The organism is Streptomyces sp. S063 (assembly GCF_002832675.1).
Taxonomy (GTDB): domain Bacteria; phylum Actinomycetota; class Actinomycetes; order Streptomycetales; family Streptomycetaceae; genus Streptomyces; species Streptomyces sindenensis.
This window is the reverse complement of sequence record NZ_CP021707.1, coordinates 3,755,185-3,770,101: the sequence shown is the minus strand read 5'-3', so window position 1 is coordinate 3,770,101 and position 14,917 is coordinate 3,755,185. Positions and strand designations below refer to the sequence as shown.

15 protein-coding genes and 1 pseudogene are annotated in these 14,917 nt (G+C 69.3%); 8 read left to right on the top strand and 8 right to left on the bottom strand.

Going from position 1 to position 14,917, the window contains the following annotated elements:
- Window positions 1–3 precede the first annotated feature (3 nt).
- The gene (locus CCZ36_RS17295; protein ID WP_128818053.1) at window positions 4–918 is read left to right on the top strand and encodes a GNAT family N-acetyltransferase; all 915 of its coding nucleotides are present in this window, start codon (window positions 4–6) and stop codon (window positions 916–918) included.
- 116 nt (window positions 919–1,034) lie between these two features.
- Here CCZ36_RS17295 and CCZ36_RS17290 read toward each other — a convergent pair whose 3' ends face one another.
- Window positions 1,035–2,246, bottom strand: a complete 1,212-nt coding sequence (locus CCZ36_RS17290) for an MFS transporter (protein ID WP_069735684.1) — start codon at window positions 2,244–2,246, stop codon at window positions 1,035–1,037.
- A 140-nt stretch (window positions 2,247–2,386) separates the two neighbouring features.
- On the opposite strand from CCZ36_RS17290, the gene CCZ36_RS17285 reads away from it, so the two are divergent.
- Both CCZ36_RS17285 and CCZ36_RS17280 read left to right on the top strand, forming a co-directional pair.
- Complete coding sequence (locus tag CCZ36_RS17285) at window positions 2,387–2,845, top strand: MarR family winged helix-turn-helix transcriptional regulator (protein WP_069735685.1); 459 nt, start codon at window positions 2,387–2,389, stop codon at window positions 2,843–2,845.
- A 30-nt stretch (window positions 2,846–2,875) separates the two neighbouring features.
- Window positions 2,876–3,328, top strand: a complete 453-nt coding sequence (locus CCZ36_RS17280; protein ID WP_128818052.1) for a GNAT family N-acetyltransferase — start codon at window positions 2,876–2,878, stop codon at window positions 3,326–3,328.
- Window positions 3,329–3,386: 58 nt separating this feature from the next.
- On the opposite strand, the gene CCZ36_RS17275 is transcribed toward CCZ36_RS17280, so the two are convergent.
- Window positions 3,387–4,763 carry a serine hydrolase domain-containing protein gene (locus tag CCZ36_RS17275; RefSeq protein ID WP_128818051.1) on the bottom strand — a complete coding sequence of 459 codons (1,377 nt, stop codon included), beginning with the start codon at window positions 4,761–4,763 and terminating at the stop codon, window positions 3,387–3,389.
- A gap of 129 nt (window positions 4,764–4,892) precedes the next feature.
- On the opposite strand from CCZ36_RS17275, the pseudogene CCZ36_RS17270 reads away from it, so the two are divergent.
- A pseudogene (locus CCZ36_RS17270) lies at window positions 4,893–5,000 on the top strand (dienelactone hydrolase family protein); the annotation flags it as partial.
- Between the two features lie 91 nt (window positions 5,001–5,091).
- Here CCZ36_RS17270 and dnaB read toward each other — a convergent pair.
- Window positions 5,092–6,567 carry a replicative DNA helicase gene (dnaB, locus tag CCZ36_RS17265; protein ID WP_006126016.1) on the bottom strand — a complete coding sequence of 492 codons (1,476 nt, stop codon included), beginning with the start codon at window positions 6,565–6,567 and terminating at the stop codon, window positions 5,092–5,094.
- A gap of 459 nt (window positions 6,568–7,026) precedes the next feature.
- On the opposite strand from dnaB, the gene CCZ36_RS17260 reads away from it, so the two are divergent.
- A complete protein-coding gene (locus CCZ36_RS17260) occupies window positions 7,027–8,364 on the top strand; it encodes an MATE family efflux transporter (RefSeq protein WP_069735687.1) in 1,338 nt (445 codons plus the stop codon).
- A gap of 199 nt (window positions 8,365–8,563) precedes the next feature.
- Here the strand turns inward: CCZ36_RS17260 and rplI are convergent, their stop codons facing one another.
- The 4 genes from rplI to rpsF form a co-directional block, all read right to left on the bottom strand.
- On the bottom strand, window positions 8,564–9,010 hold the full coding sequence (gene rplI / locus CCZ36_RS17255) for a 50S ribosomal protein L9 (protein WP_030576021.1): 447 nt from the start codon (window positions 9,008–9,010) through the stop codon (window positions 8,564–8,566).
- 18 nt (window positions 9,011–9,028) lie between these two features.
- Window positions 9,029–9,265: a 30S ribosomal protein S18 gene (gene rpsR, locus CCZ36_RS17250; protein ID WP_003967857.1), complete on the bottom strand. Its 237-nt coding sequence runs from the start codon at window positions 9,263–9,265 to the stop codon at window positions 9,029–9,031.
- Window positions 9,266–9,308: 43 nt separating this feature from the next.
- A complete protein-coding gene (locus CCZ36_RS17245; protein WP_006126012.1) occupies window positions 9,309–9,923 on the bottom strand; it encodes a single-stranded DNA-binding protein in 615 nt (204 codons plus the stop codon).
- Window positions 9,924–9,997: 74 nt separating this feature from the next.
- The gene (rpsF, locus tag CCZ36_RS17240) at window positions 9,998–10,288 is read right to left on the bottom strand and encodes a 30S ribosomal protein S6 (RefSeq protein ID WP_006126011.1); all 291 of its coding nucleotides are present in this window, start codon (window positions 10,286–10,288) and stop codon (window positions 9,998–10,000) included.
- A 333-nt stretch (window positions 10,289–10,621) separates the two neighbouring features.
- On the opposite strand from rpsF, the gene CCZ36_RS17235 reads away from it, so the two are divergent.
- From CCZ36_RS17235 to CCZ36_RS17225, 3 genes are all read left to right on the top strand, one after another.
- On the top strand, window positions 10,622–10,933 hold the full coding sequence (locus CCZ36_RS17235; RefSeq protein ID WP_006126010.1) for a hypothetical protein: 312 nt from the start codon (window positions 10,622–10,624) through the stop codon (window positions 10,931–10,933).
- A gap of 171 nt (window positions 10,934–11,104) precedes the next feature.
- Window positions 11,105–12,223, top strand: coding sequence for a lipid II:glycine glycyltransferase FemX (locus CCZ36_RS17230; protein WP_006126009.1), 1,119 nt, complete (start codon window positions 11,105–11,107; stop codon window positions 12,221–12,223).
- A 78-nt stretch (window positions 12,224–12,301) separates the two neighbouring features.
- A complete protein-coding gene (locus CCZ36_RS17225) occupies window positions 12,302–13,333 on the top strand; it encodes an alanine racemase (RefSeq protein WP_003967862.1) in 1,032 nt (343 codons plus the stop codon).
- A gap of 33 nt (window positions 13,334–13,366) precedes the next feature.
- Here the strand turns inward: CCZ36_RS17225 and CCZ36_RS17220 are convergent, their stop codons facing one another.
- The gene (locus CCZ36_RS17220; RefSeq protein ID WP_164873518.1) at window positions 13,367–14,878 is read right to left on the bottom strand and encodes a glycosyltransferase family 87 protein; all 1,512 of its coding nucleotides are present in this window, start codon (window positions 14,876–14,878) and stop codon (window positions 13,367–13,369) included.
- Between the last annotated feature and the right edge of the window lie 39 nt (window positions 14,879–14,917).

Here is a 14,917-nt window from a genome sequence, read left to right as displayed (position 1 = left end):
CCCATGCACAGCCCTTCACCCCGTTCCCTCGTCGACCTGCCGATCCGACGCCTGAACCGGGGAGACCTGGTCCCCTGCGCCGACCTCTGCGAGGACCGCGGCTGGCCGCGCGACGAACACCGGTGGGGGCTGCTGCTTTCGGCCGGCACCGGGTACGGGATCGACGCCCCGGACGGCAAGGGTCTGGCGGCGACCTGCCTCACCATGCCCTACGGATCCGACTTCACCGCCGTGGGCATGATGCTCGTCGCCGGACGCTACGCACGTCAGGGGATCGCCCGCCGACTCATGCAGCACGTCATGGAGACGGCGGAGGACACCCCGCTCGCCCTGTACGCCACGGAACAGGGGCAGCCGCTCTACGAGAACCTTGGCTTCTCCCCCGTGGGCCGGGCCGAACGCGTCGGCGGCCGTTTCGAAGCCGTCGGCCCCGGCGGCTCGGGTTCGGCCGCCCACGCATCGTCGCTGATCCCATCGGCTTCCTCTTCCGTGACCACCCGGCCGGCCGCGGCGGACGATCTGCAGGCGATGGTCCGGCTCGACCTCCCCGCGTTCGGCACCGACCGGACCCATCTCCTCGCCCGGCTGCCCGCCTTCGCCGACCGGCTGCAGGTCGCCGAGGACCACGGCGAGCTGGTCGGCTACGCGGCGCTCTGGCCGAGCGGGCAGGCCGAGGTGGTGGGGCCGCTGATCGCCCGGGACTGGGCCACCGCGCAGGCCCTGGTCGCGGCCCTGGCCGCCACGACGGACCGGCCGCTCCGGGCCGATGTGGACGCCCGGCACAAGGAGCTGCTCGGCTGGCTCATGGAGCGCGGCCTTGAGCCCCTCTCCCGGACCACGGTGATGACGTACGGCATCCCGGATCTGCCCGGTGACGCCGCCCGCAGGTTCGCCCCGCTCACCGTCGCGACGGGCTGACACGGAAACAGCCGCACCGTCGCGAGGGCGGTGCGGCTGGAGCGCGGTCGGGCTGTCGCGGTGTGGCCGATGCGCGGTACGACCGGTCACGTCACGCGGACCCGGAAGCGCCGAGGTCAGTGCCGGGCAGCTGCCACGGGGGTCGGCTCGGGGCTGTTCCCGGCGACGATCCGGCCCTTCCCGGTGTCCCGGCGCTCCAGCAGGCCGGAGAGCACCGCCAGGAGCAGCGCCGATGCAGCGAGCACGGCGCCGACCCAGTTCGGGGCCGTGTAGCCGAGACCGGCCGCGATGACGAGACCGCCGAGCCACGCGGACAGGGCGTTGCCGAGGTTGAAGGCCCCGATGTTGACCGCGGAGGCCAGCGTCGGCGCGCCCGCCGCCTGGTCCAGGACCCGCTTCTGCAGCGGCGGCACGGTCGCGAAGCCCAAGGCGCCGATCAGGACGATGGTGACGGCCGCGGCGACCTTGTTGTGCGCGGTGACCGTGAACAGGCCGAGAACCACGGCGAGCGCGCCGAGTGACACGTACAGCAGGGGCATCAGACGGCGGTCGGCGAGCTTTCCGCCGATCAGGTTGCCGCCCACCATGCCGAGGCCGAAGAGAACCAGCAGCCAGGTGACGGACGACGCCGAGTAGCCGGCGACCTCGGTCATCATCGGGGTGATGTAGGTGATGGCGGCGAAGACTCCGCCGAAGCCCAGGACGGTCATGGCCATCGCCAGCAGGACCTGGACGTTGCGGAAGGCGGCCAGCTCGTGGCGGATGCGTACGCCTTCCGCCCTGGGCTGCTCCGGTACGAGCCTGGCGACGCCGAGCAGTCCCACGACGCCCAGGGCGGCGACGACGAGGAACGTGGTCCGCCAGCCCGCGGTCTGTCCGAGATACGTGCCGAGGGGAACGCCGACGACGTTGGCGACGGTGAGTCCGGTGAACATCATGGCGATGGCCCCGGCCTTCTTCTGCGGGGCGACCAGGTCGGCAGCGACCACCGAGCCGATGCCGAAGAAGGCACCGTGCGCGAGGGAAGCGATCACACGGCCGGCGAGCATGACGCCGAAGACCGGGGCGAGCGCGGACACCACGTTGCCCACGACGAACAGCCCCATGAGCAACATCAGCATGCGCTTACGGGAGACACGGGTGCCCAGCAGCGTCATCAGCGGGGCTCCGAGGACCACACCGAGCGCGTAGCCGGTCACCAGGAAGCCCGCAGTCGGGATCGAGACCTGGAAATCACCGGCGACCTCGGGGAGCAGCCCCATGATCACGAACTCGGTCGTTCCGATCCCGAATGCCCCGATGGTGAGAGCGAGGAGCGCCAGCGGCATGGGTGTGACCTTCCTTGAAGATTGCGTCTGCGCCTTACGGGCGTCCACAATAATTGCAGACGCTGGTTAATTGCAAACGCGGGCTATTGCAGATGTCCCCTATCCTGGAGTCACGCGGCTCCCGTACGGAGGAGAGAGACATGACGGCGACCGACCCCGCCCTGACCGCCATTGCCCAGAGCTGGTGCACGCTCTCGCTGCTCCACGGGAAGATCGAGGCCCGCATCGAGCGGGCCCTCCAGGCCGGCCACGGGCTCAGCGCACGCGAGTACTCCTTGCTCGACGTGTTGAGCCGACAGCACAATGGCGTCGGCGGGCATCTCCAGATGAAGCAGGTCGCCGACGCCGTCGTCCTCAGCCAGAGCGCCACCACGCGTCTCGTTACCCGGCTCGAGGACCGTGGGCTGCTGACCCGGTATCTGTGCGACACCGACCGTCGGGGCATTTACACCGACGTCACGGAGGCCGGGCTCACACTGCTGAAGGACGCCCGGCCGACGAACGACAGTGCGCTGCGGGCGGCCCTGGACGAGGCGGCGGAGAACCCGGAGCTCGCCCCTCTGGTCAGGGCGGTCGAAGAGCTGAAGGCTCCGGTCTGACCCACCCGGGATCGCCTTATGCTGCCGATCATGAGCGATCTCGAAATACGCCCCGCCACGCCGGACGACCTGCCCGCGGTGGTCGCGATGCTCGCCGACGACCCTCTGGGCGCCCAGCGCGAGTCACCGGACGACCTCACCCCGTACCAGGAGGCGTTCCGGCGACTGGCCGACGACCCGAACCAGCACGTGGTCGTCGCTGTCCGCCGGGACCGCGTCGTCGGCACCCTTCAGCTCACCATCATCCCGGGGCTGTCCCGCCGGGGTTCGACACGCTCGATCGTCGAGGGCGTCCGCATTCACGGTGACGAGCGCGGCAGCGGCCTCGGTACCCAGCTCATCCAGTGGGCGGTGGACGAATCCCGCCGCCAGAACTGCCAGTTGGTGCAGCTGACCTCGGATGTCACCCGCGAGGACGCGCACCGCTTCTACGAGCGGCTCGGCTTCACAGCGAGCCATGTGGGCTTCAAGCTGGCGCTCTGACAGACAAAGCCGGGTGGGTGTTTCACGTGAAACACCCCCCCGTTCACCGGCCCTGAACTCAGCCGCCGAGCCCCCGCCAACCCTCCGCGTCCACGCCGCCGGGCACGGCTGCCCCCACCTCGTACGGCTCACGTGTGAAGACGAAGGAGCCGAGGTCGAGGTGATCCACCGAACCGTCGTCCTTGCGCACGACACGCAGGGTCTCCCCCGCGTAGTAGTCGTTCTGGCCCGTCCAGGTGCCGTCCGACCGATAGGTGAAGGCCGCACCGCGCCCCTTGCCGCCGAGTGGCGTGAGCTGGAGGCCCCGGTCCCCCATCAGGCTCAGGGTGAACGTACTCGTACCCCAGTGCCAGACGCCGGTCAGCGCGAGCAGTTCGTCGTCCACCTCGGGCAGCGGTCGCCAGGGCTCCGGAATCCGTGGCTCGGCCTCGACGACGATGCCCAGGAGCTCCGCGGCCACCGTCGCAGCGGGCAGCCCGGAGGTGACATTGGCGAGGGCGACCGCCGCCACGCCCTCCTCCGCGCACACCCAGAGGCCGGCGACGAATCCGGGCAGAGAGCCCGAGTGCCCGAAGAGCACGCGCCCCTCACCGCCGACGAGTTGGAGCCCCAGACCGTAACCGCTCCCGCCCGTCTCGACCGGCACGGCGGGCGTCCGCATCTCCCGCACGGAGGAGGCCGACAGGACCCGGTCGTCACCCTCGGCCAGGAAGGCGGCGAACCGCAGCAAGTCCTCCGCGGTGGACCAGAGCTGGCCGGCGGGCGCCATGATCCCGAGGTCCTCGGCGGGCTCGCTCAGCATGACGTCCGCCCAGGGGTGGACGGCCCAGCCGCCCGCGTGCGGTGCCACGGGGCCGCTCGTCGTACGGTGCATGGCCAACGGTTCCAGGATCTCGCGGCGCAACGCCTCATCCCAGGAGATGCCGCGAACCGCCTCCACCAGCGAACCGAGCAGGGTGTAACCGGGGTTGGAGTAGTGATGCCGATGCCCGGCCGGATGCATCTGCGGCCGGTCGCCCAGCACATCGGCGATCTCCGGCCGCAGGCTGCCGGGCGTCCGCTCCCACCAGGGGGCCGGCGTCTCGGCTCCCAGCCCCGCACTGTGGCAGAGCAGCTGATGGATGGTCACCCCGCCCACGCCGGTGCCGGGAAGGTGCTTCTCCAGGGGGTCGTCCAGGTCGATCAGCCCCTCGTCCCGCAGCCGCAGCACCAGAACGGCCGTGAACGTCTTGGTGATCGAGCCGATCCGGTACTGCGTATCGGCGTCCGGAGCATGCCCGTCGACACACGTACGCGCCCCGCTCCACACCTTCTGTCCCTGCCGCCCCACCGCAGCCACGAGGGACGGCGCACGCCCGTCCCGCTGGGCGACGGCGATGCGGTGCAGCAGAGCGCGCCGGGTACTGGGAAGCAGGTCTTCGCCGAGAGAAGTCATGGTCCAACCCTTATCCGACCGGCCGCCCCTTGACGAACCCTTTTCCGGAAAAGCCCCGACCTGCTCCCATCGAGTCGAGGGACCCCTGACAGCAGTCGAGAAAGGAGAGCCGCCATCCCCACCAAGACCGTGCAGATCCCCACCACCGACGGCCTGGCGGACGCCTTCGTCGCCTGTCCCGACCACGGCGAGCGGTATCCCGGGGTGCTCATGTACCCGGACGCCGCCCTGCGGCCCCACTGGGACCGCCTGCTCCCGCTCCTCACCCTCTCCCTGGCGAAGGGCTGAGTAAGGGCCTTTCGTTTGGATCAGGTCGGGCTCGCGGACCCTAGGTCTGTGCCATGTCCACGAAGCGGGAGTAGTGGCCCTGGAACGCCACGGTGATGGTGGCCGTCGGGCCGTTACGGTGCTTGCCGACGATGATGTCGGCCTCGCCCGCGCGCGGTGACTCCTTCTCGTACGCGTCCTCGCGGTGGAGCAGGATGACCATGTCGGCGTCCTGCTCGATGGAGCCGGACTCACGCAGGTCGGACACCATCGGCTTCTTGTCCGTACGCTGCTCGGGGCCACGGTTCAGCTGCGAGAGCGCGATCACCGGGACCTCCAGCTCCTTGGCCAGCAGCTTCAGGTTTCGGGACATGTCCGAAACCTCCTGCTGACGGCTCTCGGACCGCTTCGACCCACCGGCCTGCATCAGCTGCAGATAGTCGATGATCACGAGCTTGATGTCGTTGCGCTGCTTCAGCCGACGGCACTTCGCGCGGATCTCCATCATCGACAGGTTGGGGGAGTCGTCGATGTAGAGCGGTGCGGCCGAGACCTCGGGCATCCGGCGCGCGAGCCGCGTCCAGTCCTCGTCCGTCATCGTGCCGGACCGCATGTGGTGCAGGGCCACCCTCGCCTCGGCCGACAGCAGACGCATCGCGATCTCGTTGCGCCCCATCTCGAGGGAGAAGATGACACTGGGCAGGTTGTTCTTGATCGACGCGGCGCGCGCGAAGTCCAGCGCGAGCGTGGACTTGCCCATCGCGGGGCGGGCCGCGATGACGATCATCTGGCCGGGATGCATGCCGTTCGTCAGGGCGTCGAGGTCGGTGAAGCCCGTCGGCACACCGGTCATCTCGCCGCTGCGCGAGCCGATGGCCTCGATCTCGTCGAGCGCGCCCTCCATGATGTCGCCCAGGGGGAGGTAGTCCTCGCTGGTGCGCTGCTCGGTGACCGCGTAGATCTCGGCCTGGGCGGAGTTGACGATCTCGTCGACGTCCCCGTCCGCCGCGTATCCCATCTGCGTGATCTTCGTGCCCGCCTCGACCAGCCGCCGCAGCACCGCACGCTCGTGGACGATCTCCGCGTAGTACGACGCGTTGGCCGCGGTGGGCACGGACTGCACAAGGGTGTGCAGATACGGCGCTCCGCCGACCTTGGTGATCTCTCCGCGCTTCACCAGCTCGGCGGCGACCGTGATCGGGTCGGCCGGCTCACCCTTGGCGTAGAGGTCGAGGATCGCTGTGAAGACGGTCTCGTGGGCGGGGCGGTAGAAGTCGTGGCCCTTGATGACCTCGACGACCTCGGCGATCGCGTCCTTGGACAGCAGCATGCCGCCGAGTACCGACTGCTCGGCGTCGACATCCTGGGGCGGTACCCGTTCGAAGCTGGGGGCGCCGCTGTCCCAGGCCTCGTCCGAACCGCGGTCATGGCGGTCCTCGCGCCCCTTGCGGTCCCCGCGACGCTGGCGGGAGACAGGCAGACGGTCCCCGGGACCGGTCTCGGTCCAGGGGTCGTCCAAAGGCTCGGGAATGCTCACCGGGCCGCCTCCTCCCGTCCGCGTCGCGGACCTAGCCGTGCCACTCTTTCTTACGGCACGGCACCGACAAACAGGTCGCCCGACTCCACTTCCGGCGCGTCTGGTTTCGGAGGATTCCGGTGCCGGAACGGAGTGCGGGCGCCGCACCACGGTAGGCCCCTCCGCACCGTCAGCCAATCTGGTTATCCACAGGGCGTGTGGACGACGGACCAGATGCTGTGGAGAACCTTGCCGAACCTGTGCACGGACCGGGGGACAGCACTGTGGACAAACTCATAGCAGCAGCACCTTACCCACCCTGACCTGCACGTTCTCCGTCCACTGACTGTGGGGGAGAAAAACTTTCGCCCTCATTTCAAGATCACCGAAAACGGCCCGCGACAGCGGGTCACGGCCGCACCCAAGTAAGGGCCAACATGCAATTGCATCTCTTACCTGTGGAAGATTAGATTGGCCCCCATGACCCAGGCCTCCGCGACCCCGAAGAACGGCCGCCGACGACACGACCGCGAGATCATCGCCCTCGCCGTCCCGGCGTTCGGCGCACTCGTCGCCGAGCCCCTGTTCGTGATGGTCGACAGCGCCGTCGTCGGCCATCTCGGCACCCCACAGTTGGCCGGCCTCGGCATCGCCGCAGCCCTCCTGATGACGGCCGTGAGCATCTTCGTCTTCCTCGCCTACGCGACCACGGCGGCCGTCGCCCGGCGCGTGGGGGCGGGGGATCTGCCCGCCGCCATCCGCCAGGGCATGGACGGCATCTGGCTCGCCCTGCTGCTCGGAGCCGTCGTGGTCGCCCTCGCGATGCCGACGGCGCCCTGGCTCGTCGACGTCTTCGGCGCCTCCGACACCGCGGCTCCGTACGCCATCACGTACCTGAGGATCTCCATCCTCGGCATCCCGGCCATGCTCGTCGTGCTCGCCGCCACCGGCATACTGCGCGGCCTCCAGGACACCCGCACCCCGCTGTACGTCGCCATCGCCGGTTTCACGGCGAACGCCATCCTCAACGTGACCCTCGTCTACGGCGCCGGGCTCGGCATCGCCGGATCCGCCTGGGGAACGGTGATCGCCCAGGCGGGTATGGCCGCCGCCTATCTGGTCGTGGTGATCCGCGGCGCCCGGAAGCACGGTGCGTCACTGCGCCCCGACGCGTCCGGGATCCGGGCCAGCGCACGGGCGGGCGTACCCCTGTTGATCCGGACCCTCTCCCTACGCGCCGTCCTGATGATCGCCACCGCCGTAGCCGCCCGGCTCGGGGACGTCGACATCGCCGCGCACCAGATCATCCTTTCCCTCTGGAGCCTGACCGCTTTCGCGCTCGACGCCATCGCCATCGCGGGTCAGGCGATCATCGGCCGGTATCTCGGGGCGGACGACGAGAAGGGCGCGCGCGAGGCCTGCCGCCGCATGGTCGAGTGGGGTATCGGCTGCGGCATCGTGCTCGGCGTCCTCATCGTGCTCGCGCGGCCTCTGTTCATCCCGCTCTTCACGAGCGACCCCTCGGTGAAGAACGCCTTGCTCCCCGCGCTCCTGGTCGTGGCGGTCTCACAGCCGATCGCCGGCGTGGTCTTCGTCCTGGACGGCGTCCTGATGGGAGCCGGTGACGGGCGCTATCTCGCCTGGGCGATGCTGGTGACGCTCGCCGTCTTCGCTCCCGTCGCACTCCTGGTTCCCTCACTCGGCGGCGGGCTCACCGCGCTCTGGTGGGCGATGACGCTGATGATGGCCGTCCGTCTGATCACGCTCTGGCTGCGCACCCGGTCGGGCCGGTGGATCGTGACCGGAGCCACGCGCTGATCCGCTCGATCCGCCGACTGTTCCGTCGTCTTTCCCAGGAGGGTGTTTCACGTGAAACAGCCCCTGGGTCAACCGCCCCCCGTTTCACGTGAAACACCGCACGTCCGGCCGCAGCACGTCCGAATCCGAGGCGTCCAGACACAGCGAAGGGCCGCACCCAGGGGGTGCGGCCCTTCAGTGGCTCTGCTGAGCTCTGCCCTTAGGCAGCAACGACCTCGACGCCGAGCTTCGCTGCGACCTCGGGGTGCAGACGGACGGACACCTGGTGCCCGCCGAGCGTCTTGATCGGCGAGCCGAGCTCGACGCGACGCTTGTCGACGTCGGGACCACCGGCAGCCTTGATCGCCGAGGCGATGTCGGCCGGGGTCACGGAGCCGAAGAGACGGCCGGCGTCGCCGGAGCGAACGGCCAGACGGACCTTCACGCCCTCGAGCTTGGCCTTGATCTCGTTGGCCTGCTCGATCGTCGCGATCTCGTGGATCTTGCGGGCGCGGCGGATCTGCGCCACGTCCTTCTCGCCGCCCTTGGTCCAGCGAATGGCGAAGCCACGCGGAACCAGGTAGTTGCGGGCGTACCCGTCCTTGACGTCGACGACGTCGCCGGCGGCACCGAGGCCGGAGACCTCGTGGGTGAGGATGATCTTCATGCTGTTGTCACCCTTCCCTTATCGCGCGGTGGACGTGTAGGGCAGCAGCGCCATCTCACGGCTGTTCTTGACTGCCGTGGCGACGTCACGCTGGTGCTGCGTGCAGTTGCCGGTGACGCGGCGGGCACGGATCTTGCCGCGGTCGGAAATGAACTTCCGCAGCATGTTCGTGTCCTTGTAGTCCACGTACTGGGTCTTGTCCTTGCAGAACGCGCAGACCTTCTTCTTAGGCTTGCGCACAGGCGGCTTCGCCATGGTGTTTCTCCTGTGTGATCAAGAAGTGGGGGTACGAGCTGCCCTAGAAGGGAGGCTCGTCCGAGTAGCCGCCGCCGGAGGAGCCGCCGGAACCGCCGGAGCTTCCGCCCCAGCCGCCCCCGCCGCCCTGCTGTCCCCCGCCCTGGCCGCCGGCCGGCGAGCCGGTCGCCCACGGGTCGTCGGCGGGTGCACCGCCGCCGCCCTGCTGGCCACCGCCACCGGGACCGCCGCCCCAGTTGCCGCCGCCCTGCTGGCCGCCGCCGTATCCACCCTGGCCGCCCTGACCACCGCGACCGGTGGTCTTGGTGACCTTGGCCGTGGCGTTCTTGAGACTGGGGCCGACTTCCTCGACGTCCAGCTCGTAGACCGTGCGCTTGACGCCCTCGCGGTCCTCGTAGGACCGCTGCTTCAGCCGGCCCTGCACGACGACGCGCATGCCTCGCTGGAGCGATTCCGCGACGTTCTCCGCCGCCTGACGCCAGACCGAGCAGGTGAGGAACAGGCCTTCGCCGTCCTTCCACTCATTGGTCTGCCGGTCGAAGATGCGGGGAGTGGACGCGACACGGAACTTCGCGACCGCCGCACCGGACGGGGTGAAGCGCAGCTCGGGGTCGTCGACGAGATTGCCGACGACCGTGATGACGGTCTCGCCTGCCATGGGTGAACCTCTCGGCGGGGATTGCTTCTGGCTGCTTGCTGCTACTCGGACCCGAAAACCGCTGAGCTAGATGCTCAGTGGACTTCGGGACGGAGGACCTTGGTCCGGAGGACCGACTCGTTCAGGTTCATCTGGCGGTCGAGCTCCTTGACGACCGCAGGCTCGGCCTGCAGGTCGATGACCGAGTAGATGCCCTCGGGCTTCTTCTTGATCTCGTAGGCGAGCCGACGACGGCCCCAGGTGTCGACCTTCTCCACCTTTCCGTTGCCCTCACGGACGACGGAGAGGAAGTTCTCGATCAGCGGGGAGACTGCTCGCTCCTCGAGATCGGGGTCGAGGATGACCATCACCTCGTAGTGACGCATGTGGAACCCACCTCCTTTGGACTCAGCGGCCACGGTCGTTCCGTGGCAGGAGGGTCGTGATGCGTGATGCAACGGCGTCTCCGAGGAGAACACCCGGCACGGGAATCCACTCCCGAAACGATCCCGTGGAGGAGGTTCGGGGAGAGGCTCGCCGTGGTGGCCTGGGCAGACACCGGTGCAGACCGTACAGAGTACCCGTAGACCGGCTTCCGGTTGAAATCAGGAGCTCAGAGGGCACAATCGAGACAGATGCGGTGTGAGAGGCGCTACACCCGCCGCAGCGGCTGAGGCGCTGGATCCACCCGCCCCACCTGTCCGGCCAGGAGGTACTCCATGGCACAGACCATCCGCCCCGCAACCGGTTCGCTCTTCGCGACCGACGGCAAGCCGCACCCGCTCCAGGACACCCTGCTCGCCGTGACCCTGGTCCTGGGTGCCCTCGCCTTCGTGACCGCGATGTTCCACCACCTCCACCTGATCAGCTCGTGGGCCGGGCTGGTCGGCATCCTGACCGGTGGATACGGGATGTACGTCTCCAGGACCACCGGCGAACGGTTCGGCCTGATCATCGGGCTCGGCGCGTCCGCCGTCGGCTTCTTCCTCGGCATGGCCCACGGCGGTCTCTTCGGCGGCGTGATCACCTGACCGGAGCACCGGCGCGGCACCGGCCGGTGCGGGTGCCCGGGCGTCCGCACCGGCCGGTGCCGCGTCCGGTCCCCCCGGGGCCAGGCCGGGCGCCCCTCGGTCACAGTAGGCTTCGGCGCGAGAGCCGGAGCCCCTGACCGATGGGGACACACCTGCCGAGGAGCGCCCCGCATGAGCCTGACCCTGAGGACCATCAGCCGAGAGCAGCATCTGGCGTACATCCAGAGCCTGCCTTCGGCCAGTCACTGCCAGGTCCCGGCGTGGGCTGACGTGAAGACCGAATGGCGCTCGGAGAACCTGGGCTGGTTCGACCGGGACGGCCAGATCGTCGGTGCGGGCCTCGTCCTGTACCGCCAGCTGCCCAAGATCAAGCGCTACCTGGCGTACCTCCCCGAGGGCCCGGTGATCAACTGGTACGCGCCGAACCTGGACGACTGGCTCCAGCCGATGCTCGCCCACCTCAAGCAGCAGGGTGCCTTCTCCGTGAAGATGGGCCCGCCGGTGGTCATCCGCCGCTGGGACTCCGCGGCCATCAAGTCCGGCATCCAGGACCCGGACGTGAAGCGCCTGCGCGACGTCGAGGCCACCCACATCGAGCCGCGCGCCTTCGAGGTCGCGGACCGGCTGCGGAAGATGGGCTGGCAGCAGGGCGAGGACGGCGGCGCCGGGTTCGGCGACGTACAGCCCCGCTACGTCTTCCAGGTGCCGCTGGCGAACCGCTCCCTGGAGGACGTCCTCAAGGGCTTCAACCAGCTGTGGCGCCGCAACATCAAGAAGGCCGACAAGGCCGGCGTCGAGGTCGTCCAGGGCGGCTACGAGGACCTGGCCGAGTGGCAGCGGCTCTACGAGATCACCGCCGTGCGCGACCACTTCCGGCCGCGCCCGCTCTCGTACTTCCAGCGCATGTGGACCGTCCTCAACTCCGAGGACCCCAACCGGATGCGGCTCTACTTCGCCCGCCACAACGGCGTGAACCTCTCCGCGGCCACGATGCTCGTCGTCGGCGGACACGTCTGGTACTCCTACGGCGCCTCCGACAACATCGGGCGCGAGGTCCGGCCGTCGAACGCGATGCAGTGGCGCATGCTGCGCGACAGCTACGCGATGGGCGCGACCGTCTACGACCTGCGCGGCATCAGCGACTCGCTGGACGAGACCGACCACCTCTTCGGCCTGATCCAGTTCAAGGTCGGCACCGGCGGCGAGGCCGTCGAGTACGTCGGCGAGTGGGACTTCCCGCTCAACAAGCTGCTCCACAAGGCGCTCGACATCTATATGTCCCGCCGCTGACCGGCTTCAATATCCCTCGCGGCACCACCCGTTCGTTCCCTGATCCACCGCAGCCACCAGAAAGGTTCCGGGCCGGCCATGGCGCTCTCCCTCTACGTCGACACCGCGCGCTGGCGGGCGCACCAGAAGTCCGTGATCGACCAGTTCCCCGGTCTCGTCCCCGTCTGCAAGGGCAACGGCTACGGCTTCGGCCACGAGCGCCTCGCCGACGAGACCATCCGCTTCGGATCCGACACCCTCGCCGTCGGGACGACCTACGAAGCAGCCCGCATCAAGGACTGGTTCAGCGGGGACCTGCTCGTCCTGACCCCGTTCCGGCGGGGCGAGGAGCCCGTACCGCTGCCGGACCGTGTCATCCGGTCCGTCTCCTCCGTCGACGGGGTGCACGCCCTGGTGGGCGCCCGGGTCGTCATCGAGTGCATGAGCTCGATGAAGCGCCACGGCGTCAAGGAGGAGGAGCTGGGGCAGCTGCACGCGGCGATCGAGGACGTACGGCTCGAAGGCTTCGCGCTGCACCTGCCGCTGGACCGCACCGACGGCTCCGACGCCGTCGAGGAGGTCATCGGCTGGATGGACCGGCTGCGCGCGGCCCGGCTGCCGCTGCACACCATGTTCGTCAGCCATCTGCGCGCCGAGGAGCTGGCCCGGCTCCAGCAGCAGTTCCCGCAGACCCGCTTCCGCGCCCGTATCGGCACCCGGCTCTGGCTCGGCGACCACGAGGCCACCGAGTACCGGGGGGCCGTCCTGGACGTCACGCCGGTCGTCAAGGGCGACCGCTTCGGCTACCGCCAGCAGAAGGCCGCGTCCGACGGCTGGCTGGTCGTCGTCGCCGGCGGTACGTCCCACGGGGTCGGTCTGGAGGCGCCCAAAGCGCTGCACGGCGTGATGCCGAGGGCCAAGGGCGTCGCCCGCGCGGGCCTGGCCACGGTCAACCGCAACCTGTCGCCGTTCGTCTGGGCGGGCAAGCAGCGGTGGTTCGCCGAGCCGCCGCACATGCAGGTGTCGATCCTGTTCGTCCCCTCGGACGCCCAGGAGCCGCGAGTCGGCGACGAGTTGGTCGCCCATCTCCGCCACACGACCACCCAGTACGACCGGCTCGTCGACCGCTGAGCCTGAACCGGCCCTTCCGACAAGCCCCCCGGCTCAGCCGTTCCGGGTGGGCGTCGCACCCCACTCCGCCCGATGCCCGTCCGTCCGAGCCGCGTGCCCGGACGGACGGGCATCGGGCGCGAGCACGAACGCGTCCGGAGCCCCGTCGAGCACACCGCCCGACGGGTCGTCCGACCCGTCCGCGCGCACCGGGTCCTTCTCCGGCAGCAGGATGTCCCGGACGACCAGCGCGCACAGGTACAGCGTGCCCAGCAGGTGCAGGGCGATCGCGACCTGATAGCCCTCCTGCGGCAGCCCCTGGTGCTTGTCCCCTCCGCTGGTGTAGGCGAGGTAGAACCAGATCCCGAGGAAGTACATGACCTCGCAGGCCTGCCAGACGAGGAAGTCGCGCCAGCGCGGCCGGGCCAGGACCGCCAGGGGAATCAGCCAGAGCACGTACTGCGGTGAGTAGACCTTGTTCGTCAGGATGAACGCGGCCACCACCAGGAACGCCAGCTGGGCGAAGCGCGGCCTGCGGGCCGCGGAGAGCGCCAGACCGGCGATGCCCGCGCAGAAGACGACCATGAGGACGACCGAGGCGGTGTTGACCGTCTCCACGTCGATGGGCTTGCCGGTGCGCTGCGTGATGATCAGCCAGAACGAGCCGAAGTCGATCGGCCGCTCCTGGCTGAAGGTGTAGAACTTCCGCCACCCCTCGGGGGCGAAGATCATCACCGGCAGGTTCACCACCAGCCAGGCCCCGCCCGCGCCCAGCAGCGCCGTCCCGAACGCGCGCCACCGGCCCGCCCGCCAGCAGAGCACCAGGAGCGGGCCGAGCAGCAGGACGGGGTAGAGCTTGGCGGCCGTGGCCAGGCCGATGAGGATCCCGAAGGCGAGCACCCGGCCCCGGGACCACATGAGCATCGCCGCGGCCGTCAGCGCGACGGCCAGCAGATCCCAGTTGATGGTCGCGGTGAGAACGAACGCGGGTGCCAGCGCGACCAGCAGACCGTCCCAGGGGCGACGCCGGTGCGTACGGACGGTGCACACGGCGATGACCACCGCGCAGATCATCAGCATGCCCGCGTTGACCATCCAGTACATCTGCTCGCGCTGCTGGATGGGGTCGCTGTCGGGCGTCAGCGTCAGCCAGGCCGCCACCTGCATGAACACCCCGGTCAGCACGGGGTACTCCAGGTACTGCATATCGCCGCTCAGGCGGTCGAAGTACGGCACGAGGCCGTCGGCGAAGCCGCGTCCCAGAAAGAGGTGGGGAATGTCGGAGTAGCAGGCGTGCGTGTACTGCGAGGTGGCGCCGCGGAACCAGGCCCATTCGTAGCAGGGAATCTTCTGCACCATGCCGAGGGCGAACATCCCGATCATGACCAGCGCGACGACGCGTACGGGCGTGAGCGGACCGTCGCCCAGCCGCGCCCAGCGCCCCACCCGGCCGCCGAAGAGCTCGCTGCCGGCCGCCGCGACCTCGTCCTGATCGGTGGGCCGCACGACGGGCGGTTCCTGGTGCACGCTCGTGTCTTCTGCGCTGGGGCTTGGCATGCCGCACATCCTGCCGTACGGGGCTGTGTCCGGGGCAAGGACCGCCCG